Annotated in this window: 25 protein-coding genes and 1 pseudogene; 23 read left to right on the top strand and 3 right to left on the bottom strand. The window is 35.1% G+C overall.

Annotated features, from left to right (window positions below):
• Positions 1-202: 202 nt before the first annotated feature.
• Genes B3D94_RS19805 through B3D94_RS19780 form a run of 6 tightly spaced genes read left to right on the top strand, consistent with a single transcriptional unit; the run spans position 203 to position 7,044 of the window.
• Entirely contained in the window at positions 203-2,026 is a 1,824-nt protein-coding gene (locus B3D94_RS19805) for an IucA/IucC family protein (RefSeq protein WP_291759728.1), read from the top strand.
• Complete coding sequence (locus B3D94_RS19800; RefSeq protein ID WP_069481470.1) at positions 1,998-3,749, top strand: IucA/IucC family protein; 1,752 nt, start codon at positions 1,998-2,000, stop codon at positions 3,747-3,749. Before B3D94_RS19805 ends, B3D94_RS19800 begins: the two co-directional genes overlap by 29 nt.
• Entirely contained in the window at positions 3,746-4,981 is a 1,236-nt protein-coding gene (locus tag B3D94_RS19795) for an AMP-binding protein (protein WP_291759725.1), read from the top strand. The genes B3D94_RS19800 and B3D94_RS19795 overlap by 4 nt, the downstream gene beginning before the upstream one ends.
• Positions 4,978-5,235: a petrobactin biosynthesis protein AsbD gene (asbD, locus tag B3D94_RS19790; RefSeq protein WP_069481468.1), complete on the top strand. Its 258-nt coding sequence runs from the start codon at positions 4,978-4,980 to the stop codon at positions 5,233-5,235. Before B3D94_RS19795 ends, asbD begins: the two co-directional genes overlap by 4 nt.
• A gap of 13 nt (positions 5,236-5,248) precedes the next feature.
• Positions 5,249-6,223 carry a DUF6005 family protein gene (locus B3D94_RS19785; RefSeq protein WP_069481467.1) on the top strand — a complete coding sequence of 325 codons (975 nt, stop codon included), beginning with the start codon at positions 5,249-5,251 and terminating at the stop codon, positions 6,221-6,223.
• Positions 6,220-7,044 carry a sugar phosphate isomerase/epimerase family protein gene (locus tag B3D94_RS19780; protein WP_291759720.1) on the top strand — a complete coding sequence of 275 codons (825 nt, stop codon included), beginning with the start codon at positions 6,220-6,222 and terminating at the stop codon, positions 7,042-7,044. Before B3D94_RS19785 ends, B3D94_RS19780 begins: the two co-directional genes overlap by 4 nt.
• 131 nt (positions 7,045-7,175) lie before the next feature.
• On the opposite strand, the gene B3D94_RS19775 is transcribed toward B3D94_RS19780, so the two are convergent.
• Positions 7,176-8,654 carry an Lsa family ABC-F type ribosomal protection protein gene (locus tag B3D94_RS19775; RefSeq protein WP_291759717.1) on the bottom strand — a complete coding sequence of 493 codons (1,479 nt, stop codon included), beginning with the start codon at positions 8,652-8,654 and terminating at the stop codon, positions 7,176-7,178.
• Positions 8,655-9,103: 449 nt separating this feature from the next.
• Positions 9,104-10,069, bottom strand: a complete 966-nt coding sequence (locus B3D94_RS19770) for an arsenic resistance protein (RefSeq protein WP_291759714.1) — start codon at positions 10,067-10,069, stop codon at positions 9,104-9,106.
• Between the two features lie 421 nt (positions 10,070-10,490).
• Between B3D94_RS19770 and B3D94_RS19765 the strand changes: the two are divergent.
• Positions 10,491-10,758, top strand: a pseudogene (locus B3D94_RS19765) (heme-binding protein); the annotation flags it as partial.
• 33 nt (positions 10,759-10,791) lie between these two features.
• On the opposite strand, the gene B3D94_RS19760 reads toward B3D94_RS19765, so the two are convergent.
• Positions 10,792-10,962, bottom strand: a complete 171-nt coding sequence (locus B3D94_RS19760) for a hypothetical protein (protein WP_291759711.1) — start codon at positions 10,960-10,962, stop codon at positions 10,792-10,794.
• A gap of 308 nt (positions 10,963-11,270) precedes the next feature.
• Here B3D94_RS19760 and B3D94_RS19755 point away from each other — a divergent pair, with 308 nt between their 5' ends.
• The 16 genes from B3D94_RS19755 to B3D94_RS19680 all read left to right on the top strand — a co-directional run bounded on the left by B3D94_RS19755 (position 11,271) and on the right by B3D94_RS19680 (position 25,994).
• A complete protein-coding gene (locus tag B3D94_RS19755) occupies positions 11,271-11,639 on the top strand; it encodes a DUF2089 domain-containing protein (RefSeq protein WP_036126004.1) in 369 nt (122 codons plus the stop codon).
• 12 nt (positions 11,640-11,651) lie between these two features.
• Positions 11,652-12,041: an SHOCT-like domain-containing protein gene (locus tag B3D94_RS19750; protein ID WP_069481455.1), complete on the top strand. Its 390-nt coding sequence runs from the start codon at positions 11,652-11,654 to the stop codon at positions 12,039-12,041.
• Between the two features lie 10 nt (positions 12,042-12,051).
• Entirely contained in the window at positions 12,052-12,333 is a 282-nt protein-coding gene (locus tag B3D94_RS19745) for a hypothetical protein (protein ID WP_291759703.1), read from the top strand.
• A gap of 516 nt (positions 12,334-12,849) precedes the next feature.
• Positions 12,850-13,143, top strand: a complete 294-nt coding sequence (locus B3D94_RS19740) for a M1 family metallopeptidase (protein WP_144422585.1) — start codon at positions 12,850-12,852, stop codon at positions 13,141-13,143.
• Positions 13,144-13,154: 11 nt separating this feature from the next.
• Positions 13,155-13,502, top strand: a complete 348-nt coding sequence (locus B3D94_RS19735) for a hypothetical protein (RefSeq protein WP_139133733.1) — start codon at positions 13,155-13,157, stop codon at positions 13,500-13,502.
• 2 nt (positions 13,503-13,504) lie between these two features.
• Positions 13,505-14,362: a CPBP family intramembrane glutamic endopeptidase gene (locus B3D94_RS19730; RefSeq protein ID WP_025115222.1), complete on the top strand. Its 858-nt coding sequence runs from the start codon at positions 13,505-13,507 to the stop codon at positions 14,360-14,362.
• Positions 14,363-14,945: 583 nt separating this feature from the next.
• Positions 14,946-15,383, top strand: a complete 438-nt coding sequence (locus B3D94_RS19725) for a MarR family winged helix-turn-helix transcriptional regulator (RefSeq protein ID WP_036148446.1) — start codon at positions 14,946-14,948, stop codon at positions 15,381-15,383.
• 325 nt (positions 15,384-15,708) lie between these two features.
• Entirely contained in the window at positions 15,709-16,587 is an 879-nt protein-coding gene (gene hslO, locus B3D94_RS19720) for an Hsp33 family molecular chaperone HslO (protein WP_291759684.1), read from the top strand.
• A gap of 385 nt (positions 16,588-16,972) precedes the next feature.
• The gene (locus B3D94_RS19715; RefSeq protein WP_069481451.1) at positions 16,973-18,064 is read left to right on the top strand and encodes a low temperature requirement protein A; all 1,092 of its coding nucleotides are present in this window, start codon (positions 16,973-16,975) and stop codon (positions 18,062-18,064) included.
• Between the two features lie 688 nt (positions 18,065-18,752).
• Entirely contained in the window at positions 18,753-20,051 is a 1,299-nt protein-coding gene (locus tag B3D94_RS19710) for an opine metallophore biosynthesis dehydrogenase (protein ID WP_291759679.1), read from the top strand.
• Between the two features lie 107 nt (positions 20,052-20,158).
• Complete coding sequence (locus B3D94_RS19705) at positions 20,159-20,911, top strand: SDR family NAD(P)-dependent oxidoreductase (protein ID WP_069481449.1); 753 nt, start codon at positions 20,159-20,161, stop codon at positions 20,909-20,911.
• A gap of 535 nt (positions 20,912-21,446) precedes the next feature.
• Positions 21,447-22,571, top strand: coding sequence for an ABC transporter (locus B3D94_RS19700; RefSeq protein WP_291759675.1), 1,125 nt, complete (start codon positions 21,447-21,449; stop codon positions 22,569-22,571).
• Between the two features lie 17 nt (positions 22,572-22,588).
• Positions 22,589-23,800, top strand: a complete 1,212-nt coding sequence (locus B3D94_RS19695; RefSeq protein WP_291759673.1) for an ABC transporter permease — start codon at positions 22,589-22,591, stop codon at positions 23,798-23,800.
• Positions 23,801-23,811: 11 nt separating this feature from the next.
• Complete coding sequence (locus B3D94_RS19690; protein WP_069481446.1) at positions 23,812-24,732, top strand: ABC transporter ATP-binding protein; 921 nt, start codon at positions 23,812-23,814, stop codon at positions 24,730-24,732.
• 73 nt (positions 24,733-24,805) lie between these two features.
• On the top strand, positions 24,806-25,435 hold the full coding sequence (locus tag B3D94_RS19685; protein WP_291759670.1) for a DUF3885 domain-containing protein: 630 nt from the start codon (positions 24,806-24,808) through the stop codon (positions 25,433-25,435).
• A gap of 235 nt (positions 25,436-25,670) precedes the next feature.
• A complete protein-coding gene (locus B3D94_RS19680; RefSeq protein ID WP_254664284.1) occupies positions 25,671-25,994 on the top strand; it encodes a stage III sporulation protein AH in 324 nt (107 codons plus the stop codon).
• The last annotated feature ends 101 nt before the right edge of the window (positions 25,995-26,095 follow it).

Here is a 26,095-nt window from a genome sequence, read left to right as displayed (position 1 = left end):
GGTCTTTAGACAGTTGAGTCATTTCCAAATTACCTATAATATGTAATTATTATTGAAAACGATAATCATTATCAATTATAATCAACATTGTTTCCATTTACTTCTCAGTCTTTCTAATAAGGGAGACTCATTTTTTTAACAATGAGTGATAATCATTATCAATTAATAGTAAAAAGGCTCTGTGAAAGGATTGGTTTATTTCATGCAACAGATTGCTAAACAGATTGCAGAAAATGCAACGTTTCAGGCGTTTATAAATTGTTATATACGAGAGGTGAGAAGCGGGCATTGGGTTAAAAAGGAGGAGTGGATTAAAGAACAAAGACTATCAGCACTGATTACAGAGGCACATATATTAGAGCTTGAGTTACCAAGACAAAACATACGTTTTGCATTTGGCATAGAATATAAATCTCTTGTTGGAAGACAGGTCATTGGTACGCCGTTGAAGTATTGTACAAAACAAAAACAATGGCTTGTCGAGGATAAATTAACGATACTTATCACGCTCATTCAGGAACTGCATTGTATGGCTAAGATGGATGGCTGTCTTAAACTTTCTTCTCATTATGATGAACTCATTCTTCGTATAATTGAGAGCTATCAAACGATGGCCAATTATATTGAAAAGAGTTTGGGAGGTGACAAGCAACCAGAAGCTAGCGGTACGTTTATTGAAGCGGAGCAGTCTCTCCTACTTGGTCATTGGCTTCATCCAACACCCAAAAGTAGACAAGGGATGGCAGACTGGCAACAAACCAGTTTTGCTCCAGAGTTACATGGTTCTTTCCAACTTCACTATTTTCGTGTCGACCGTAAAATGGTGAAAGAGTCCTCCATATTAGAAAAAAGTGCGAGTGATCATATTGTTCAATCTTTACTAAAATCACAGCCTGATTTTGTTACATCAGAGAAGAATTGTTTCATTCCGGTACACCCTCTACAAGCACAATGGCTTCTACAGCAACAATATGTAAAAAGGGCGATTGCTGAAGGATTCATAAAATACGAAGGTGCTTTAGGCGCTTTTTATACAGCAACCTCTTCAATCAGAACGGTTTATAACTCACAGGAAGAAATGATGTATAAGTTTTCAATCCCTGTAAAAATAACAAACTCATTGAGGGTCAATAGAACTCATGAACTTAAAGCTGGTATTGCTATGGCTCGATTAATGCATAAGATAGACTTCTTACAAAATCATCCATCCTTTCAGATGATTCATGACCCTGCTTATATGACTGTAGAGTTTCCAAAACAGACGGAATCAGGGTTTGAGGTTATTTTTCGTTCAAACGTATTTCATGAAGGCCAAGATGAAGGAATCTGCATGATCGCAACGCTTGTGCAAGAGCCCCTGCTAGAAGAAAACTCAAAGCTATGTCAGCTCATCATGAAAATCGCTCAATCCGAATTCCGTCCGTTAGAGAGTGTCAGTTTAGATTGGTTTAAAGATTATTGGACATGTGCGATTGAACCATTATTAAGATTATACGATGAGAATGGGATCGCTCTCGAAGCCCATCAGCAAAACAGTCTATTAAACATCTCTTCTGGTTATCCAACCACATATTATTATCGCGATAACCAAGGTTATTACTTATCAAAAGCCTATAAAGATGTACTTCTTTCAATAGAGCCATCTTTACATGAAACGGAAGAGCTGTTTTACGAAGATACCCTTATTCAAGATAGATTTACGTATTATTTATTTATGAATCAACTGTTTCCTGTTATTTCTCGATTTGGAGCGGATCAGCTTATTAACGAAAATGTTCTTTTAAAGTGGTCTATCGATCAACTGCACTTATTAGAAAAAGAATTTACCGGCTTCGGGAAAGCGTTTGTTCGGAACATTCTAAATCAAGAAGAGCTTGCCTTCAAAGCAAACCTTTTAACAAGGTTTCATGATGTAGATGAACTCGAAGCCGAACTTGAACAAGCCGTATATACGAAAATTCCAAACCCATTTGTTCGTCAGTATGAGGAGGCAGACTATGCAGCAGCTACAGCCTTTAGCTTCTAAAAGAGGAGAGCTACGTGTAAGGCGGCAGCTTGTAGAAGCGATGATCTTTGAAGGACTAATCAACTATGAAGAAACATATCTAGATCAATGGACTTCAATTTTTACTCTTATTGGACAGACATACACCTTTCGCTGTGAAGGAAGAAGAATGGCATTTGATCGCATCCGAATAAAGGGGGATCATATTTTTCTAGTAAGCAAGGATGAGACGTTACTGGAGGCAACATTTGAGGAACTTGTTGATGAATTACTGACGAGTCGGCAAGATAAAGTTCGGTTACTGAAAGAACTTCATTTAACGAGTAATCTTTGCGATTGGAACGATAGACATCTCCAAATGCCGATATCGAGAAGAAATTCGAGCTATGAGGAATTAGAATCGGAAATTATGGAAGGACATCCGTATCATCCATGTTTTAAATCTAGAACCGGTTTTACGATAGACGACCATATAGACTATGGCCCTGAAGGAAAGCAATCATTCACCCTTCAATGGGTGGCAGTGAGAAGAAGCTATGTACGAATCGCTGTTCTTGAGAAAGAAGAAGATTTCTGGAAAAGAGAGCTAGGGCATTTACTGTGGGACGACCTTCTTAGCAAGCTTGCGGTATTCAATGGCACATTCGAAGACTATACGTTCTTACCTGTTCATCCATGGCAATGGCGTATCATGAAACAGGAACTTGCTGATTTAATGGAACAAAAAGATTTCATACCTCTAGATGTGAAAGGAGATGACTATAGGGCAACTCAATCAGTGCGAACATTATGGAATTCTTCACACCCCAAAAAGGCGCAATTAAAATGTTCAATGAATATGGTGAATACCTCTTCGTTACGAAAGTTACATGCTCATGCTGTTTGTGCTGCTCCTCATATTTCTGCATGGCTTAAACAGGTACTTCAATCAGATGACTATTTACAAAAGACTGTTATTGTACTGGAAGAATATGCAGGCATTATTTTTGAACCGCATGCCACAAAGCATAGTAGTAAATTAGAAGGTCAGCTTGGCACCATCTGGCGAGAAAGTGTGCGCGTGTATATGAAGGAGGAGGAGGAAGCAGTACCCTTTACGGTACTCATGATGATGGAGTTAGATGGGCGTCCGTTTATTGATGATTGGCTATGCCGATATGGAACGGAGGCGTGGATAAAACGCTTGATTGAAGTGAGTGTTATTCCAGTATGGCACCTACTTGTCGCTCACGGAATTGCAGTGGAGGCCCATGCGCAAAATATGATTTTATTGCATGAAAATGGGTGGCCGACTCGGGTTGTACTGAGAGATTTCCATGACAGTATCGAATATACGGAAGAATTCATAGCAGATCGAAACCTCATTCCCGATTTTGGAATGATACATGACCGATTTAAAGATGCACCTGCCGATCATTATTATTGGATGTCTTCTGTAGAGAATTTACGTGAGTTAGCGATGGATACACTATTCGTGTTTCATTTAAGTGAGCTATCTAATTTGCTAGAAGAGCAATATGGATATGAAGAAAAACGCTTTTGGAATCAAATTAAGGGCGGCATACAGAAGCACTTTGAACGCTTTCCATCTTTCCGTGCAAGAAATGAACAGCTTCAGCATACTAGCACATATATTTATGTTGAATCCTTACTAAAAAAGAAAGTGCAAAATCAAGAAGAAGGTAATTTTCGCCATATCGTCAACAATGCGTTGGCACAAAAGAATGAAAAGGGGAAATCATGATGTTTTATGTCAATGATCAATTTTATACAGTAGAAGATATTGAAAAACAGTTTGATATTTTTGAACGCTTACCTCATCTAAAGGAATGTAACAATCGGAGATTAGCAATTTGTACGGATGATATTTTCCAATATATAGCTCTTTGTTTATACATTCGTGAAAAAAGAGGTTCAGTTGTCCCCATCCATCCAGCGACGCCCAAAGAGGGGGCAGTAAGAATCGCTTCGACAGCGGGTAGTCATCTGTTATTGTTCCAATCCTTTGATGATTGTATCGAATTATCCAATCTTTCCAATAACCAAGAAGGGGTATTAGTTCAAATGAGCTCTGGTACAACAGGAGATCCGAAGTGCATTGAACGAACGTGGAGCTCAGTGGACGAGGAGATTGAAAGCTATGTTAAGACATTACCTGTTGATTCCTTGACAAATTCTATCGTTGCTTGTCCAGTTACTCACTCTTATGGACTTATTTGTGGTGTCCTAGCTTGTATAAGAAGAGGAGCAAAACCGGTTATTATTACGAATAATAATCCTAAATATATGTTGAAAAAGCTAAAAGAATTTCCTCAGCACATACTCTATGGAGCCCCAGCGTTACTTTATACATTATGTCGATTATTACCGATTGATCAACAATTTGATCGTGTGATGACGTCAGGGACTGTGATGCCACATAGCTGGTTAACATCATTAAGAGAGAAATCTAACCAAGTCCTTCAGCAGTATGGATGCTCCGAATCCGGCTGTGTTGCGATTCACCCTAATGTGGAAGATCCGAAAGAAATGGGATATCCTCTCCCTCATGTGAAGGTGACAGCTGGTGACAAACAAACACCAAGCGAGATTATCATTGAAACATCTACACAAACGATTTATACGAAAGATCTTGGCTATCTAGAAAATAATATTCTTTCTTTTCTTGCAAGAATCGATGACACGATTAATGTAGCAGGCTTGAATGTGTATCCGCAAGAAGTAGAAAACGTGTTAATGGATGAGCCTAGAATAGTCGAAGCAGTCGTATATAAGAAACAAGACCATTTATCAGGAGAGCGAGTTTGCGCACTCTATGTGTCTACCGAACCGATTGATCATATGGAACTTAGAGAATGGTGTCGGAAATTTCTTGCTCCACATCAAATTCCGGTGGAGTTCGTGTTTGTTCATGAAATCGAAAAGCTACCTAATGGAAAAATTAGTAGAAAAAAACTTGGAGGCATACCCGTATGACACGGCAACAATTGATCAAAGGCATCTATGATATTATGGAAAATTCATTAGAGTTGCAGACATTGTCTTCTTTTAATGAAGATGCCCGATTAAATGAGGATTTGTATATGGATTCCATTATGGTCCTTCAACTCATTCTTCATATAGAGTTGGACCTTGGTATTTCTATTCCCGATGAAGTGCTTGTTCCTAAAGATTTCAAAACAGTAGGGACACTAGCAAACTTCTTAGAAAAACAGCAAAAGGTAGAATAATCGGAGGCTAAAAATGATAAAAGTTCATTGTTTTGTAAGCTGTGTTTGTGAGGCTATTAAGAAGACCAAAGGCGTCGATCATAGGCCTTATTATTTTGGGGTATGGGATGCAGATTTCGATGTGCTTGATAATGGCGTGCTGACATACCACTCTGATCAAATTGATCACCATTTCTTTCAAACATGGTATGAAATGCTTTATGGAATCAAGCTTCACAAATGGTATGACGAAAATCAAACAAAACACGAAAATATAAATAAGCTACTAGCGTTATTAGAACATAAATCTCCCCAGCAACATGTAATGGTGATGTTAGATTTATCAAAGCTTCCAGAGCGAGAGAATAAATTTCATCAAAGTCCGTTCCCTCATTATGTGATGCTAGAATCGACAGAAAATGAAGAAGAGTGGTTTATGTATGACCCTGATTTCCGTTGGGAGGGGTTATTACCGAAGGAAAGAATTTTAGCTGCCATCCAAGAGCCAACTGTCGGAGGAGGTTATTATTTTGATTCGGAGGCGATTATTGCTCCAACTACAGAGACGGTTGAAGCCTATTTTAATACATGTATCAAGCTTCATTGTAATCCATTGACAGATGCCATTGCTGAAATTATTAATGAGCATACTGTAAAAAATGATAAAGAAAGTATCTCAAAACTTCCGGCTGCAATAAAACAATTGCCAGTTATAGCAATAAGAAAATATGCCTATGAGCATGCATTTGCATATTTTTGGGAAGCACTTGGCCGTACTGAAGAAGGCTTTGACACATGGTGTGATGAAATTGAGCATTTAGTGAAGGGCTATACAACAGTTCAATATCGAGTGATGAAGCTTGCGATGACATATGATCCATTATTAATAGAAGATATTTTTGTGAAGCTAGAAGAACAAAATCTACTTGAGTTCAAGATCAAGCAAGGATTACAAGAATGCTTTCAAGCATGGTTAACACTACAGCACAAGAAAGAGGTCACGTTATGAAACTATCTATTTGTACAATCTCGTTTCGACACCATCTTCATTCAATAGATCAATTAGCTCACTTTGCCAAAGCACAAGGCTTTCAGGGTATTGAGCTTTGGGGTATTCATGCAAAGAACTTAGCAGATGATCTTCAGTATGGAGCAGATTGGCTAAAATCCTTCGGTTTAGAAACGAGTATGCTTAGTGATTATTTACCATTAGAGGCACCTGTTTCTGAAATGATGGCTGAAACAGAGAGGTTATCTGCACTTGCAGAGCGCTGGGGAACAAATAAGATTCGTACTTTTGTCGGCAAGCAGGGCAGCTTAGAAACGAGTAAGAAGGAAAGAGAAGAACTTACTTTCAGACTTGAATTGGTCTGTGATTATCTCGAGTCAAAAGGACAATACTTGCTTGTTGAAACTCATCCGAATACTTTGACAGATAATCTACCCTCAACCATACAGTTACTCGAAGAAACGAAACACTCAAGCCTACGAGTTAACTTTGACGTTTTACACGTATGGGAATCAGGGATGGACCCTATTGTCGCCATGAAGCAACTTCGCCCTTATATTTCACATTTTCACTTTAAAAATATTGCCTCCCGTACACAACTTGATGTTTTTGCACCAAACAATGTCTATGCTGCATCAGGGACTCGAGAAGGGATGGTTCCATTATTTGCAGGGGCCATTGATTACGGTGAATTCCTAGCAGAAATAGATCCAAATATGGAGATAGATGCCTCACTAGAATGGTTTGGATCAAATGTGAAGAGTGTTCTAACAAAGGATATACAGGATATTAAGAAGGCTTTACAGCTAGTGCAAATTTAGTATAAGGCTATAGAGAATCCCAAGGAAAACATTTGTCGTCTTTCCTTGGGATTTCTTCTTTATATTGGCGTTATTAAGCGCAACGTCTGGAGAGCTTAATAACGATCAGTTTTCAAAGCTTTCATACTTAGCTACATAGAAATAATTTTGGTCGCCACCGTTTGCTGAAATATTTGGTCATGCTCTACAAACACCATAGTAGGATTAAAGCTCTGAATGAGCTCTTCAATTTGTAGACGGGAATAGATATCTATAAAGTTTAGTGGTTCATCCCAAATATATATATGAGCTTTCTCACATAAACTTTTGGCAATAAGTAGTTTTTTCTTTTGCCCACCTGAATAATGAGCTATATTCTTCTCAAATTGAATTCGATCAAAATCCATTTTACGAAGGATGGATTTAAATAATGTTTCATCAATGCCATGCTCTTCAATAAAATCCGATAATGATCCCTTCAAATGGGAAGTATCCTGCTGCACATAAGATATAATAAGACCTGAGCCTACATGGATGGTACCCGTATACTGTATGTCATTTCCATGAATGAGTTTTAAAATACTACTTTTACCGCTTCCATTTTTTCCATCAAGAACAATACGATCACCTTGTTCAACTTTAAAGCTTAATGGTTGATTAATCATTTGGTCATCATATCGAACAGATACATCGGTCAAAGTTATTAGTTCCTTTGACTGAAATGCCAATGGCTCTAATTTTAATGACTCTGTTTTTTCTACATTTTTTAGCAATTTTGATTTTTCATCGATTGCTTTTTGCTGTCTAGATTCAATGTGCTTCGCTCTCTTCATCATCTTAGCTGCCTTATGTCCGACAAAACCCTTATCTAGCTTAGAACCTGAATTCGTTGTCCCATTTTTGGAAGCCTCGACTTGATTGGACCAGCCCGCCGAACGCTTCGAGGAATGTTTTAATCTTTCTATGTCCTTTTGTAGACGATGGTTTGTTGCTTCCTCGTGTTCCTGCTGTCTATCAAAATTTAACTTCCATGAAGAATAGTTACCACTTTGAACGTCAATATTGGCTCGGTTGATGGATAGGATATGGTCCACACAGCCATCTAAAAAGGTTCTGTCATGCGAAATCAAAATAAATCCTTTTTTCTTCTGCAAGTAGTTAGCGACAATTTTTCGCGCATCTGTATCAAGATGGTTAGTCGGCTCATCAATTAATAGAAATTGACCCTCCGTCAAAAAAAGAGCAGCAAGCAAAACCTTTGTTTGTTCTCCGTTCGATAATGTATAAAAGGGGCGATACATAACCTCCGCATCTACATGTAGATACGATATTTCACGAAGATACTCCCAATCCTCTGCTTGCGGGCAAATCTCCTCAAAAATTTCATACGTATATTTGTTCCGATCTGCAACAGGGTAGGGGAAATAAGTAAAATCTACTGAAGCATTTATTTTCCCACTATACTCATATTTCCCTAATAATAAATGAAAGAATGTTGACTTCCCTCGACCATTTCTACCGATAAATCCTAGTTTCCAATCCGTATCTAATTGAAAGTTAACACCTTCAAAAATAGGATCAAAGCTACCTGGATAGGAAAATGTTAAATTTTGAACTTGTATCATTGACATGATAACTCCTCCTTTGTATAGCAATAATTTTTTCTTTCTTTTATACAAAGTCGGCATATCCATCTGGTGTCCATGTCTCCGCATAAGTAGGATGGATATTAACGACTTATACGGAGATATACATGTGTAACAATTGTGTCTAAATCGCTCATTTTCCACACTCCTTTTTTAGGATTTTGATGTAACTATGAGAGAATAAAAAAATCCCCCCAATTGTCATTGGAAGGATTAGTCGGTTACAGGTATTGATAAAGGACTTTTTTGCCATAGGAAAATGACGAAAAAAGTATAAACTGATTGATAAAAGTGGACAGACTAATCCTATATTTTCTAGTTTGAAGTTATTGATTTCAACTTAAAATATAGTTTAGTTCATCATTGTTCATCCATCAGTCCTCTCATAATTGTATGTATATCGTACCAAATTTTTTCATGAATTACAAATCAGCCTATTGTTCGCGTAACAGTAGATAAGGCACAGCACGAATGTAAATGATTTCTCCTATAATTTCGACAATCGTTTGTGTAACGATAATAGCAGCCACTACTGTATGAATTGGATCTGGCAAAGATAGGGCCAATGGCAGAACGACAAGCGAATTGCGTGTTGAACCACTAAAAATTAAAGCTCGACCAGATGCAAGATCAAGCTTGAATCGTTTGCCAATAAATTTTGAAATAAATGGCATGATAAGCATAAAGGCCATGTAAACGGGAATGACCTTAACAATCAAATCAATGGATGTCGATAATTTTCCGATTTGTGAAGCGACAACAACAAACAGCGTCAATGCCATAAAGGGAACTGGAAGCCATGCAGAAAATTGAATGATTGTATGACCGATTACAGATTTTTTAGCAAGTAGCTGAACAATTATAGCGATGACTAATGGGATGACGATTAGCACCAAAAACGCCTCTAGGAAAGGGCCCACTTCAACTATTTCCGCTGCTTCATGTCCAATAAATATCCACAAATAGAAAGGGAGTAATAGCATTTGTGTAATGAAAAGAATAGGTGTCGAAATCAGCATAGCTTTTTCATTTCCCCCACCTAGTGCTGTAAAAACAATGACATAATCAATACAAGGTGTAAATAATACCAAATAGACACCAAGTAATAAAGGTGGGTGGTTTGGTAAAAACAAAGTTAATAGCCATACAACCATGGGTACCGCTATATAGTTGACCGTTAGCAATGCCCCCAAAAAACGACCATTTGCAAAAGCTTCTTTTAAAGAGCCGAAAGGAATTTGTGAAAACATGCTGTACATTAATAACGCAATAACAAAAGAAAGGATAATGTCCAAGCGCATGCCTATATTAGGGGCAAATAACCCTATAGCTCCTGCCAGTAATAAAACAAATACATACAGGGAAATCTGATTTTTTTCTAATGCTTCTTTTGAAATCATAATCATTGAACTCCTATTTTTTAACCCAGTATATTACTAGGGAAATTTCTCTTTAAGGGTATCATATAAAATTATCTTATTGGATGATATATGCAAATTCATTCATAAAACCTATTTTCAATGGAAGACTTGCCATGAATGATTGTTCTGAAGAAATTAAGTTGGTGGATAGGAACTTTAAAGTGCGTACTTACTTTTGTTTAGAACAGTTCTTATAATACATTTGTGGAGTTTTTCTGCCAGATATTTTTAAAGATAGTATGCAATAGGTTTAATTCTTAATCTGAAAGAGTAATCAGCTAATTCCCACCTTAAAACATAGTTTTCTGATATGTATAAAAAGAATATTGAACTATCCTTATTGTTAGTTTGTAACATTGGTGAACAAATAACAAAATAATAAAGTTTTTATGGGGATTAAATTTATAAGGAGGAAACACTACAATTTTCCTCATTAACAAATGAATATGCCTTCCAATTAGGCTTATAAATTGTTGAAACTGCACAGAAAGAGTAAACATTTATAGCGATTGAACTAAAAACGGTATGCAATTGTTTCACTTGAAAATGACAGGAATGGCAGAGGAAAATACCAAATAGATTGAGCGTAAAAAACGAGTCGATTCTTTGCATAATCATAGCTCTTATTATAGCAGATAAGGTGTGAGGTAAGTGGAGTTGCTCATCATGTTTGTATTGATGCTGCTACTCCTATACAAAAATCATTCGTTGACTGAAAGATTAATAATTATACATAGCGAGGATAGCTGTTTAGGGGTAGCGATATGGTTGAAATCATCCAATGAGAAAACCATTCGCTTTATAGGATTACGTCCAAATCCACCGTACATGGGATACATTTCACTTGGCATATAGGGAAAATTTCTTGTCACTTTCTAACCTTCTAATAGCTCAGTGAAAAGACCTGAACCACTAAGGCGATCTATTCAGTAACTTGGATTGAATCATTGAAAGAAGGGGGAATTTTCTTTTACCATATTGCCTCTACCTACTCCAATTGGTTATCATTTTAAAATAAAATGACGTTCCTCCACTTTATATAGATATCTTTTTTAAAATTAATTATTTTAAACAACAAATTAATATTTTTAATTTTTTTCGATAAATAATTAAACTTAATTATTTATTTTTTAAATTCTTTGTTATATAATCAAATCAACCTAAAGAAAGGAATTTCATTATGGCCTATCAAGTAATCACAAATTGTCCTGTTTGCAGTAAAACTTTAAAAATTACCAAGTTGCAGTGCTCTCACTGCCACACTACGATTGAAAATGAATTTGAATTATCGAAACTGGCATCCTTATCAAAGGATCAGCTTCATTTTGTGGAAGTATTTTTAGCGTGTAGAGGAAATATTAAAGATGTTGAAAAAGAACTTGGAATTTCCTACCCAACGGTTAGAGGAAAGCTAACAGATATTATTTCATCCCTCGGATATGAGCAGAAGAAGAAGAAAAATGAAGTAGATCAAAAGAATGTTGTTACTCTGCTAGAAAATGGCGAAATCACAGCAGAAGAAGCCATTAAGCTTTTAAAAGAAGAATAGGAGGAATAAATCATGAAAGAGGAAATTGCACGAGTATTAACGATGGTTCAGGAAGGGAAAATTGATGCAGAAAAAGGTTCCGAACTTATCCAAGTATTGCAAGAGAAAGATGAAGCAGGGAATAAGCTTTTAGAAAAACCAACTAAATATTTAGATAAAACATTAAAAGTTCGTATTATATCAACCGAAAACGATAACGTCACTGTCAATTTACCTATCAAGTTGGTCAAGGTAGTATTAATGGCTGGACACAGTATCGCAGCTAGTATTCCACAATCTGAAAAATATGTGAAAGATCTAGATATCAGCCTTATAATGGAAGCCATTGAAAATGAATTAGATGGCCAAATCGTTGATATTAAATCGGCAAACGGGGATTCCGTTTCTGTGTTCATTGACTAGTGACCGACTGATGATACATGTCAAAGTGAAAACAAAGGATGTTCGACTTAACATCCCAATCCCATATGCGATGTTAAACCTTGTTATTTCCATTTTGTCTTCAACATTATTTCAGCGTAATATAAACAAATGGACAAAAGAATACTTTGAAAGAAAAAAACTGGACTTTACCTTGCCGCCAATAGACAAAAAAACACTCAAGCCCATTGTCCAGGAGCTGAAGAATTATAAAGGGATCTTGCTAGTTGATGTCAAAGCACAGGACGGTACAGTGGTAAAAGTTAAACTATAATTTATTGAATTACAACCACTTACATCTGAAATAGTAGGTGGTTTTTTTGCATTTGCAACCGTCAATCAAGTCATAATGCTAATTGTAATACATGTCGATATAGGGAAGGTAATTTATACACCATTTAGTTTGAAAAAATTTATCCGAAAAACCAGAAGTTAAAGAAGGTTTATGTTTCTAAAATATAACATTTATACCTAATATAAAGAAACGTTATTGAAAACACTTGGAATTAGTTGGTATATTTTTTGTATATTGATAATTTTCAGAACTATCATATTGATTGGAGGCCGAAAAAATTAAGAAGAATCTTTATTTATTTGTTTGGCTTTATTTTGTTTTTTCCTTGTTGCTTGCAATTTAAATAAACAAGATGATAATGAAAAGTCGACGGTTATTACGAAGGTTAATGGTAAAGAATTCATGCTGCAGGAGATAAATCCTGGTAATTTCGGTGAATATTATATAGTACTTTAGGTGGATAATGACGGGAAATTCCACCTAGAATCGACCATCTTGGTTAAAAATCTCTCCACTGATGATTGGGAACAATTAGTTTTTTATTTTATACCCAATATGTTTACAAAAGCTGTCTCACCCGAGCTAGAACAGCCATCGACCGTTGCGTTTCATAACATTACAATTGATGGAAAAACGGCAACTTACACACTTGAAAAAGATACATTAAATATTCAAATTCATGAAAAGTTGACACTTAAACAAGAAATGAAAGTTCATTTTTCCTATGAATTCACTTTGCCTGATGAATGCTTTAGATTTACGAAGAGTAATAATAATTATATTTTATGAATGAATCGCCATTGGCAATATTTACAGCGGCTGCTGAGGATTTGTTTGACATGATCCGTACACACCCGTCTGCTGCAAAAATGTTTGTGCTAATGGAAAATGCACAACATCTTGATTCCTTATCGGAAGATTTAAAAGAAATTCTTACGGAAGCAGATAAATTAATAAAAAAGAGTATTCTGTTAATAGAAAAGGGGCAATTGCTAGGTGAAATTAAACAGGGAAATGCTGAAGCGCTTGCGGTAGCATTTTGGTGTTCTATACAAGGAATCACCCAATACATTGCGCTGCATCCTGAAACTCTTTGTCCCAATTCAAGGTGGGTTATTTCAATTCTTGAAAACAGGGAGGCGGATTGATAATGAAAACTAAACGGAACTTAATAATCTTTATAGTTGTTGTCTTGCTATGTGGCTGGCTTGGTGTTTTTGTAGATCATTTCATCTCTGAACAGCCTAAAGGTGACACGCTTGGGATGGGCATTTGGCTAGTATTTCCGTTGCTGACAACTATACTGTTACGTGTCTTTGCAGGAGATGGGTGTCGAGATATAGGCTTATTACCTAATTTGAAAGGTAACATAAAATGGTATATTGTCTCGTTCCTGATTTATCCTGTGATAACTTCTGTAGTTTTATTAGTAAGCTATATATTTGGCTGGATGGATTTTTCGGATTTTAATTTAGATGTATTAATTTCAGTTTTTGTTGGTGGTTTACTGCTCCAATTTGTTAAAAACTTTTTTGAGGAATCCGTTTGGAGAGGTTATTTGACAAGTAAACTTTTAACGTTAAAGGTAAATGATTTTTGGTTGTATTTTATTGTTGGTGTTGTTTGGGGAGCGTGGCATATTCCGTATTTTTTAGTGTTCTTATCAGAAAGTGATATCTTCAGTGTAATTCCTGTAAATAGGTGGCTATTTGCGTTGATAGGTATTGTGACGATGATTTGTTGGACAGTCATGTATACAGAAATTTATTTAATGACGAAAAGTATTTGGCCACTTGTCCTTATGCATATGACAGAAGATGCGCTTGTGAATCCACTTATTCTTGATGGATATATCAAAATTACTCAGGGAAAAGAATTTCTTGTTTCTCCAACGGCAGGCATTATTACTACAATGCTTTACCTAATGGTAGGGCTTTTATTACGAACTAAGCGAAAAAAGCTGGAGAGAGAACTTGTTTCAAAATCGACTACAACAGCCATCGTTTAAAAATTTTAGCGATGAAAAAAGTTCTAGAAGCCGTTAATCTAACAAGGTTTCTAGGATTTAAAGAATTCTTGGGTGGGGAAGGTCTCCTTACTTACGACAGTTCTTTTATATCGGAAGAATGTTTGCTACTAAATTCAACTTTTTCTTCTTTCTGCTCATAATCACATAGAATCATTGTATATTGTTCACCATTCACAATCACTTTGCCTTCTTATTTCTTTCGCCAATGGCTGGCTTGTAAATCATGTTTTTAACCATCACCCTATACAACTCCATATAGAAGATGGTTATTTATTGAAATAATCATCTTCTATTGTTATGCTGCAGATCTTTTACAATAAAAGCAGATGCACTATTTTATTTAATTGTAATTTTATATCCCGTCGTATAGGACTGAACAGCTCGTGTGGTAGTTGCCTTGTGAAATCCGATAGAGGGCTTAGGGCAAATAGTTTCTCAACATTCGTATCCGCTCATGAATTGCGAACAAAAAAATCATTGAGAAAGAAAGTGAAGAACATTAAAATGAGTCTATTAGTTGAAATAACTTCAAAATTGAACTATTCTAAAGGCGGTGATACGAATGGCAAATACACAATCACATGAAGCAATTTTATTTAATACCATAATTTCTACCGCTGTACAAGATGAACTAAAGCATGAGTTAAAACGATTAGGCTATAATGACTTAGCCCCAAGCCATTTTATGCTGTTATACATTGTGTACAAAAATGGCGGACGCATACAAATTAAATGTATTTGTGATACAATGCTCAAACAAAAATCAACCATTACTGAAATGATTATCCGTTTAGTCAAGACTGGTTATCTTGTAAAAGAGGGAAATAGCGAGGACAAACGAGTAATGTATGTCGTTGCAACTAAAAAAGCACTGGATGTCCAGAAATATTTTGAAGAAATTTTTGATCATCTTACAAAGAAAATGTTTCATGGATTCAGTGAAGAGGAAAAAGCTACTTCTTTTACTTTACTCCAAAAAATGTTAGGTAACTTAAGTTAGAGCAGATATGTTCTAACTTTTATTCCCCCTTATAGTTCATAATTGAACTATTTGTTTTCTATCAGCGGTTTTTGCCCCATCAAAACGATGATTTATGTTCTTTGGTAGGAATAAGTGAACTATCGTTATCATGGACATGTGAAAGAGATCAAATGCCCTTAAATTATAGATATGCAACTGAAGGCTTAGGTAAATCAATAGCACGATAATCGGATCATTGAATCGTCGATGGGAAAATTGTTGGGCTAGGGACGTCAGAAGATGCTGATTTATTAAGGGGAACACTGATTCATCTATTAAAAAATTGAAGAAATGAGAGATAATAATGAAAGATTATTTAGTGAAAGGTTTAGCATATAACGGACAAGTTCGGGTTATAGCAGCAAGAACAGTCGATACAGTAGGGGAAGCTCAACATCGACACTATACATGGCCGACCGCATCAGCAGCGTTAGGACGTTCAATGACTTTCGGCGTGATGCTTGGTTCTATGTTAAAAAATGAAGACAAATTAACCATTCGTATAAATGGTGGGGGTGATTTAGGTACAATCCTTGTTGACGCTAACGCAAATGGTAAGGTACGAGGCTATGTAACAAACCCGCAAACACATTTCCCCCTAAACAGTATTGGGAAATTAGATGTTAGAAGAGCCGTAGGAACAAATGGCATGGTAACCATTTCAAAAGATATCGGTCTACAACATCCCTTTGTAGGACAGGTACCTATTATTTCAGGGGAATTAGGGGAAGATTTCACATACTATTTAGCACAGTCTGAGCAAATACCTTCTTCCGTTGGGGTAGGAGTTATCGTTAACCCTGATAATACAATCCAAGCAGCAGGGGGCTTTATTATTCAAGCATTACCTGGCACGGAGGCAGAAATTATTGAAGAAATTGAAAAACGTTTAGAAAGTATTCCAACGATTTCAGCAATGGTACGTGATGGACTAACACCAGAAGAAATCCTAACAATGGTTGTAGGAGAGGGGAATGTAAAAATTCTCGAAACACAAGAAGTCCTATTCCAATGCACTTGCTTAAAAGATCGCTCAACGAATGTGCTAGTGAGCTTAGGTAGCGAAGAACTCCAAGATATGATCGATACAGATGGGCAAGCAGAAACACAATGTCATTTCTGTAATGAAACGTATCAATTTGACAAAAATGAATTAGAAGCAATGCTAGAACAAGCCGTTTAATCTTTAAATTAAGTTACTTACTATAAAAACACCTCCTTTGAATGTAATATCCAAAGGAGGTGTTTTTTTCTACAATAGCTAAAGTTTTGGCGTACGTACAAGCATTTTAGATTTTTCATCTAAAATGATAAGACTGAGATCCCTGTATCATTATTTCTGTAAATATCGGTCTATTTTTACTCAACTTTGCTATGTTATCAATTTTCATACTAGTATTGTTAAGTAAGTGGGATGGATCGTATTCGCAAGGCAAACAAAAAATGAACTGACTCCAGTTCCTTTTTTGTTTGCCTAAAATTTTTTGATTTAAGCTTAAACAGGTTCTTTATTAAGAAAAGCATTTTATTATATGATTAGCTAATAGGATTTGAAGGAGTTTGATGAGATGGAAGAAAAGAAAATAACATGGTTAGAACTTTTTTATGATTTGATTTTTGTAGCAGCTGTTTCAACTGCCACTAATGTATTACTTCATGTTGAAAAAGGTGAAATTCGCCCAGAGTATTTTTTGAAGTTTGTTTTAATATTTATCCCTATTTGGTGGTCTTGGGTAGGACAAACATTGTTTATTAATCGTTTTGGACAGGATTTTTTACACCAAAGGATTTTTACAATATTCCAGATGCTATTTGTCCTAATTATGACATCTAGCTTATCGGTTAACTTTGATCAATATTATTTGCCATTTCTAATTGGCTATATTGGATTAAGAGCCCTTACTGCGGTCCAATATCTAGTTGTTCACCGTTATGAAGAAGGTAATAGAAAGGACGTTGCTCACTATTTAGGCACACGTTTTTGGATTGGCATAATTATATCCTGTTTTTCTATCTTATTTGATTCATGGATTCGCTATATCATATTGTATATAGGCATTCTGATTGATATCCTTGTACCTTTTTGGGGACGTAAATATTTGGTGAAGGCTCCGACTAATACATCTCATTTATTAGAACGTTTTGCTTCATTGACATTAATCCTTTTCGGAGAATCAGTTGTTAGCACCTTGTATGTGCTACAGCCACAAAAAGGAGATTGGGATTCTATTTTATTTTCAATCATCTCGTTTATTTTAATTGTTTCGATGTGGTGGCAGTATTTCGAAAATGTAGAAAAGAAAGTGGACAAATCAATCGAAACATCTGGTCAAACCATTATTTATGGCCATCTGTTTGTATTAATGTCTTTGAGCATGATTGCCGCTTCCATCAAGCTTCTGTTTCTAAATGAGGTTCGTTATTCATTTGATTTATATTTTATATTCGGCTCTGTATGCCTATATTTCATGACAACTACTATAGTTTTTCATCAGTATAGGTTTAAACAAGATCGTTTAACGCTTTATCATTTAACATTATTTATTGGGATCTTAGCCACTTTCTTTATCATTAATTTGATAGTAGAAGTCCCAAACGTTGTCATCATGGGAGAGTTGACGTTGTTTTTTATCATATACGCTAAATTAACAACGACATGAATAAAATGCTATAGATCTAAAAGACATGCTTATTTAAGTACTAAACGAAAGATGTCTAGGCACAGCTTTGTTCTTAAAATTTTTAAAAGTAATTCATTTCGGTTTTGACCTCTGCTGAGCTAAAGAGACGATAGCCAATTAATTCAATAAGCATAAGGCTATGAATGATCATCATTCATAGCCTTTTTAATGTTATCGATAATGTAAGCCAAGGCACATGGTATACAATTTTTTAACATCATTTATGGCATCTAATTTACCTATTGGGCCTCTGACGTCCCGTAGTAAAACCATTCTAGAATCTTCTAACCACTAACAAAATGAAAGCTAAAACAAAGATGACATAAAAATACAATTTATACTGTGACATTAAAGTAAAAAATACATCGAAATAGTCATAAAGGATATGGCATATATTGAATTTTAATCCTCTAAAATAGAAGTTGGGAAGTGATAGATATAGATATCACCTTTTTAGCGTAAATATGACATAAACCAATAATAAGCCGGATTAAGTAAAGATGTTCTAGTTGATATGCGTCATGGAGAGGGGCTACCATCTTTTTTTATGATTCAATGTAAAAAGTAGACCAGACAAAATGGCGAATAATGGTGAAATAATACTTCCTCAAAGTGATGTTATTTTACATCAAAAGAACAATGACTTTTTTTAGATGAGGAGAAAGCTATGACATATTTTAATAGTGTGTTGATATTAGGAACAGGACCAACAGCCATTCAATTAGCTGTAAATTTTAAAAGTCATCTTAATAGTAAAGTAGCTATTGCAGGTCGTGAATCTATACGCTCTAAAATTTTCTTTAAAACTATCGTTCAACATCAGCTTGCACTTCAGGTTTCTATTCAAAATACACAACATCAATCTGTTGCAGGAGAATGTACAATTGATGGATTATTTAAAGGATACCATACAATATACGGTAATTGGGATACCGTTGTACTAAGCGTTACTTCAGATTCCTATATTACTGTATTAGAACAAATAGATATCAAAGTTTTGAGGGAAGTTAACTGCTTTATATTAATTTCACCAACGTTCGGCTCAAGTCATTTAATTACCAATTTCCTAAAAAATCTATCTACACATGCAGAAGTCATTAGTTTTTCAACCTATTATGGAGATACTAGATGGTTGGATGACATTCCGTCAAATAAAGTAATGACAACTGGGGTAAAGAAAACACTTTATATTGGTTCAACTAACTTAAAAACAGAACGATTAGATGAATTATGTAAATTATTTAATCGTTTGGGAATTCAATTAACAAAATTCACATCTCCACTTGAAGCAGAAACAAGAAATATTTCTTTATACGTACATCCTCCCTTATTTATGAATGATTTTTCCTTACAAGTAATATTTGATGAACCAAAGACACCAAAGTATGTGTATAAACTTTATCCTGAAGGTCCCATCACATACACAACAATCCGTCATATGCTAAATTATTGGAAAGAAGTAATGACAGTGGTGAATGATTTCAATATTCAACCTCTAAATCTATTAAAGTTTATGGTAGATGATAATTATCCATTGCATCCAGCAAGTATAGATAGGAAAGATATAGAAAATTTTAATAACCTTGAGTCTATCCATCAAGAGTATTTGCTCTATATTCGTTATGCATCCTTGTTAATTGATCCATACTCTAAACCAGATAGAGAAGGAAAGTACTATGATTTCTCAGCAGTTCCTCTTAAAAGGATTTTTATTAATCATAATAGAGAATGGGATATTCCTAGAATGCCAAAAGAAGATTACTATCGTGTAAAAATCATTCAGGGTGTTGCAAAAGCCTTGAATTTGAAAAGTCCAACACTAGATTATTTTGTACAAACCTATGAGGCAAAACTGCAACAAGTAGTAGCTTCATCTGAAAATAAAGCATATTCAGATGCCTTCCAAGTAAAATCTTTTTCACAAGACATTGAGTTAATATGTAAGGAATTAATTTCAAGTAAATAACCAAAATAGTAATAGTTATATTTACATGAATATACGAACCTTCTTAAAAGGTTTAACAATGTTAAATAGAGAATAACCAATGTAAACGTTTTGTTAGGAGAGAAGCTATGCAGAACTTATTAGGAAAGGTTGTTCTCATCACAGGCGCAAGCTCAGGTATTGGGCTTGCTACTGCGGAGTTGATGGCCGCTCAGGGCGCTAAAGTAATTATTAATTATCATACAAATGTGAATGGGGCCATGGAAGCGGTCCAACGTATTCAAGAAAAGGATGGAGCGGCTATTGCCATTCAAGCTAATGTTAGGAATAAAGACGAAGTGAACGCAATGGTTGAACAAGCTATTTCCTCTTTTGGCACAATTGATGTGTTAGTTAATAATGCAGGTGGTGGCATCCGTCAAAGTACATTTATGGATATGAGTGAGGCGCTATGGGAGGAAACATTTCAATTAAATGTTACTAGTGTTCTCCTATGCTCCCAAGCAGTATTAAAATATATGATTCCCGTAAAATCCGGTAAAATCATTAATGTCTCTTCAGCAGCTGCACGAATTGGAGGGGCAGGGGAAAGTATCCATTACGCATCTGCAAAAGGGGCCATAAATACAATGACAATTGGCATGTCCAGAGAGCTAATTGACTATGGAATTATTGTAAACGGGGTTGCACCTGGAATGGTAGAGACACCTTTCCACGATAAATTTGCTCCTGGCGATCATCGACTTGAGCGGCTGACTTCTACTGTACCTATTAAACGGGCTGCAACCGCTAGGGAAGTAGCAGAAGTCATTGCCTTCCTTTCTTCTGATGCCGCCAACTATATTCTTGGTGAAATTATAAATGTTAGTGGTGGGAGATAAATAACATAATAGCCTATGTAGCAGAGTATCTTTCATAGTAGAAAAGGAAGGGATGTTGGATGATCATAGAATTAGATAATGCTGATTTTAGTAAATGTAGGGAACTCCAGAAGCAAAAAAAGTTCAACTAAAATGGTTAGAAGGTGTTTAATTATACTGGCTATAAATTTTCATTCTAACTTATGTGGAACAATGAAAATAAGCCATTTTAAATAATTGATCAATTGAGGACTGTAAAAGCAGTCCTTTTATTTATGACGTTTATAAATGTACCAGTTATATTAAAATTTGTTTTAAAAGCAGCACACTAGATAATTACTATCAATTTGACAATCTAAATACTTAGAATGGTTAAATAAGCTATTAAAAAGTATCTAGATTTTATAGTTTCATATTATTTATTTGCTATTCATCCAATAAATAGAAAATTTTTTATTTGTAATATTCACAACCTTTAAAATACAAAAAATTGAAAAAATATCCACGAAGCATTATCATAGTATTCTAAAGACTTTCACAATTCAAAGCGAGGAGGATGCCAGTGTTAAAAGCATTAAAAGTAGGTCTAGTGATAGAGCGAGCGAATCGAAGAAATTTAGTTGCACTAATTGCTGTTGTCATGATCGTTTTTGGCTTTATGTTTTATATAAAGGCGCAAGCCGTTGGTAATCAGCTTATTGAGAAAAAGGGTGATTATTATTCAACACAGGCCATACTATCAAAGTTTCAAGTGAAGGATGCCTCTGAAACAGGTGATGGCAGCGACATATTTAAAAATTTAACGAAGCAAAAAAGTAAGATTGCATTGCAAATAGCCACATTAACGATGGACAGACAATCCATGTATTATGAGGCTTCACTTCAGCTTGCTGAATTAAGACAAGAGGCATTCCAATTAGAAGGATACAATGATATCGCAGAATTATTACCCTCTAAATTACAAAATTCGATGGACTATCTTTATTTTAAATGGATGAATGATGCTGGAAGGGATACAATAACCGACTTATTTCAATACATACCTTTCTTATTATTTTTCTTTAGTTACGTAGGTGCAGGCTGGTACATATTTATTAGCTTCCAAACAAGTTCTATTTTGCTAGATGATTTTGAGCATTCTAGTTTAATTCAAGGCTTTCCTGTTCGTTTTGATTCCTATATTTTATCCAAATGTATGATTTCTTTGTTAACCATCCTAACAAGCTTTTTACTCATTTTTATTTGCGCTAGTCCTTTATGGATCGTACATGGACTTGGTAACCCACTAGATCCAGTAGGAATTTACGTAGGCGATGCTGTATTAATCTCTTCCATCCAATATATCGCGATGAGCCTTGGGTATATGTTAGTCATTTCAATTTTCGTCATGCTGTTGTCGATTATATTGAATGTGTTACTGAAAAATATGTATTTAACATTATTTGTGCACTTTATTTTGTTCTTTTTACCGATGATTTTCCCATCTTTAATAAGTGTATTTCCCTATAATCCTTTTAATTTCATGAACTTCAATGATATTTTACGAGGCGCACCAGTAGATTTAGCACAGCCTGTTGATATTACGATGAATCTAGGCTTAATTATTATATTTATCTGTATTATTTTAATGTTATTCATTATTAAAACGTTTTTCTCAACAGGGAAAATTAAAAGGGCATAGGGGAGGTACTCATTAGCATGTGGAATTATTTCAAATTTGAATTCAAACAATTTTTTACGAATAAGAAAAACGTAGCAATCTATTTTTTGCTTGCTTTTGCAACCTTCTTTTATGTATTTAAAATAGCACCCGCATATGATCCGATTGAACAAGTCGAATATGAAGAAATTGAGGCTCGCTATTTAACACGGCAGGAATTTTTAGATTCGATGGAAGGTCAAAACATATATAGACTACATCCGGCCATCATCTTTGCGATTGATATATTTAAGCAAATAAATCCAATAGATAAAGCGAGATTAGAGGCATTAGATGAGGGGGATCTAAAAAAATATGCAGAGGTAACTAGTGATTGGTACTACTTTACGAATGCGATTACATACAAAAGTGATTCATTCTCCTATAACTCAAAGTATTTTATAAAAAATAATGATTATGCTGAAGATGATGCCTTTTATGCTTATTTAGAGCAGGCAGCCCGTTATGATACGTATGCGAACGCAAAGTATGAATTATCAATGGAAATTTTCGAACAGCGGACAGCACTGCAAACGTTCGAGCGTTTATTAAAGGGATTACTACCTGTTATTTTAATTGTGTGTGTACTACTTTTAGCCATTGATATCGTCACAAAAGATCGCCGTCATCCATCCATTATCAAAGGATTTCCTATTAGCGATTGGAAAAAGCTATTGGTGAAAATGATCGTTGTCCTACTAGGGAGTTTAGTATTATTTGTACCCCTTATAGCTGGGCTCATTATTATAGGCTTACAATCCGGCTTTGGAACTTTCAATTTACCATCTCCAATGTATGCTCCTCATCTCGAATGGCGTCAGGAGGGTAAATTTGAACCGATGACTTTAGGGATGTTTTTAGGACAAACCCTCATTTTGCTTTTAACTTGGTTTATGGTCATCATCAACGTTGTGTTATTGTGCAGTATCATATTCCGTAACGAGATGATGAATTTTGCCATCGGCTTACTCCTTATTTTTGGCGAGAAGTTTTATTTCAGCCGATATGTTGGTTACTTTTGGGATATTCAAATCTATCCAACTTCTTACATTCAAGTCGGACAAATTGTTTCTAAACAAAGGAATTTTTATTATATGAACGATTTTTTAGATTTCAATTTAGGATTACAGTTGTTACTTGTCTTAGCTGTAGTCGTCATTTTATTCATGCTACTTATTGTTATGAATAGACGTTATAAGCTAATTAAATAGGAGGGACACAGGTGATTGACATTCAAAATATTACTGTGCAATTTGCGGAAAATAAAGTGTTAAATGATATTTCAATGACATTTGAGCAAGGTGAAATGATTGGGCTTGTTGCACCAAATGGAACAGGAAAATCTACATTTATGAATGTGTTGATGAATTATGTAAAGCCTATGAAAGGGAAGGTACTATTTAAAGATGGTCTTTGCTACTCGAATAAATCAAATGAAGTAAAAATTCATAGTTTTGTGTCGATGATGCCAGACCAAAGTGACTTGTATAATCACTTAAGCGGGCGTGAACATTTAAAAATGTTTGCAACCATGTGGCAATCCGATTTAAAACTTATAGATGAAACCATTGAAATATTGAATATGGGGCATTATGTAAATAAAAAAACAGGCACGTATTCCCTTGGTATGCGCCAGCGTCTTTGCTTTGCTATGCAAATAGTAACGGATACGGACATTATGATGATGGACGAAGTTATGAACGGACTTGATCCAAATAATGTAGAGATTATTTCGAAAATATTAGTAGAGAAAAAGGCGAAGGGGAAGGTTATTATTATTGCCTCGCATTTACTCGATAATTTAGAGAAATATGCAGATCGAATTTTCTTGTTTAACGAAGGAAAACTAGTGGATACCAATCAAATAATAGAAGGTTTCAGTCAAGCACATATTAAAACTATCCGCGTGAATAATATGGAGAGTTCTACTGAAAAACAACTGTATGAGCTATTTCCAAACATAAAGCTTCAAACACTTACAAATGGAATAACATTAATTCATTTACCAAGCTCTGAAGCCGCTTTATTAAGTTCGCTTACATCTTTTTTAGTTGAGAGAAATGTAGTGGATTTTGCATTTGGAAAAGTGACATTAAATGATTTGTATTCTATGTATTATCATGAGTATAAAAATGTGACCTAGTTTTTTTGAATTTTATGCTAGATTATGTGGGAAAGTGTAATATTTAATTAAAATTAAAGGAAGATTTGAGTGAATGACGATAGATGTAGAACAATATTTAAATAAAGCTTTTCCTGGACTTACGTTAACACCTAGCCTTTATCAGCAATGGGATATTGGTATTCACGTTGAATTTGGGGCTGGATTTTATCAATTGAAAGATAATGGTCATCTAAATCTAGCCATGTTTAATTATGTATACCATCAAGCTTTGACCATTTTTAACGAAATTTTTTCGTATTCGGATGAAATTTTACTTGTGACAAATGTTTATCAGTATAAGCTTGCTGAAGGTAAGAAAAATCGTATAAAGGTTTATGATCGTTATATAAAAAATAAAGAGATAAAATACCATTTAAAACAACAAACCTTGCCGTATGTATCTGATAATGAAGATATTTATATTTCACGATTTTCCTTAAAGTGCCACAAACAAGATATTCACTATGTATCACTTATCAAAGCTGCCTGTAATGAGGATTTCTGTTTGAAGCCCAAATTCGGTACAGGCTATAACTACCCAGATGTATTTTTTATAAATTTGACCAAAAACGTCATCTTTTTTATTTATGATGATAGAGGTTGCGAGGTCATCGCGACGAATAAAGAAACAATAAAACCTTTCGATCTAAAATTCAGGAACTGGATAGTTAATCGCAAATGAGATGACATCGTTATACATTCTAAATTGAACTAATGGATGGAGGAATCTATTCAACATAAACCTTAATGATTTCGCATCCATTAGTTATGACAAGCAAAGGTTAAGAAAAATAATCACTGAGTGCATTTTACGATGGCTTTCATTCAAAATCATTGAGTTGCTACCCGCAGCTCTTTTTTTATGGGGCATATAGGGGTGTTTGTTTGAAATATAGCTCGTTGAGAACAGACAATTAATGGATAATGAAGAATTACGGTTAGCGGCTGTTGATGAGCTATTGGCTCCTATTAAAAATCAGCTTATCGAAAGAAAGGTAGAAAATGAATGGGAGACGACAACGCTTAGCGAAAATACGGCATTTGTTTATTATTTTCTATTAAACGATACGACTGCTCAATTCTTGAAGGAGCGTAGCGATTCACTTTTTGGTTGGATTACGCCAGAATTACCAGAGGATTTGATGTTTTATGAAGATGAACAATGTGTATTAGCAGCTTGCTCGCCCGAGGGTTTCTTCTGGGTGGATGAAAAGGTATGGGACCGTTTTTTATTAAGCTAAAGATGTATTCTTATTCTTAATATAATGAAAAATAAGGGGGAGTATTTTATGTTATTTATAACGTTGTTTGTCATACCAGTATTAGGAGTTTTATATTTTTT

The sequence above is a fragment of the Lysinibacillus sp. UBA5990 genome (assembly GCF_002429815.1).
Classification (GTDB): Bacteria; Bacillota; Bacilli; order Bacillales_A; family Planococcaceae; genus Lysinibacillus; species Lysinibacillus fusiformis.
The sequence above is the reverse complement of the archived record's forward strand: the minus strand, read 5'-3'. Positions and strand labels throughout refer to the sequence as shown.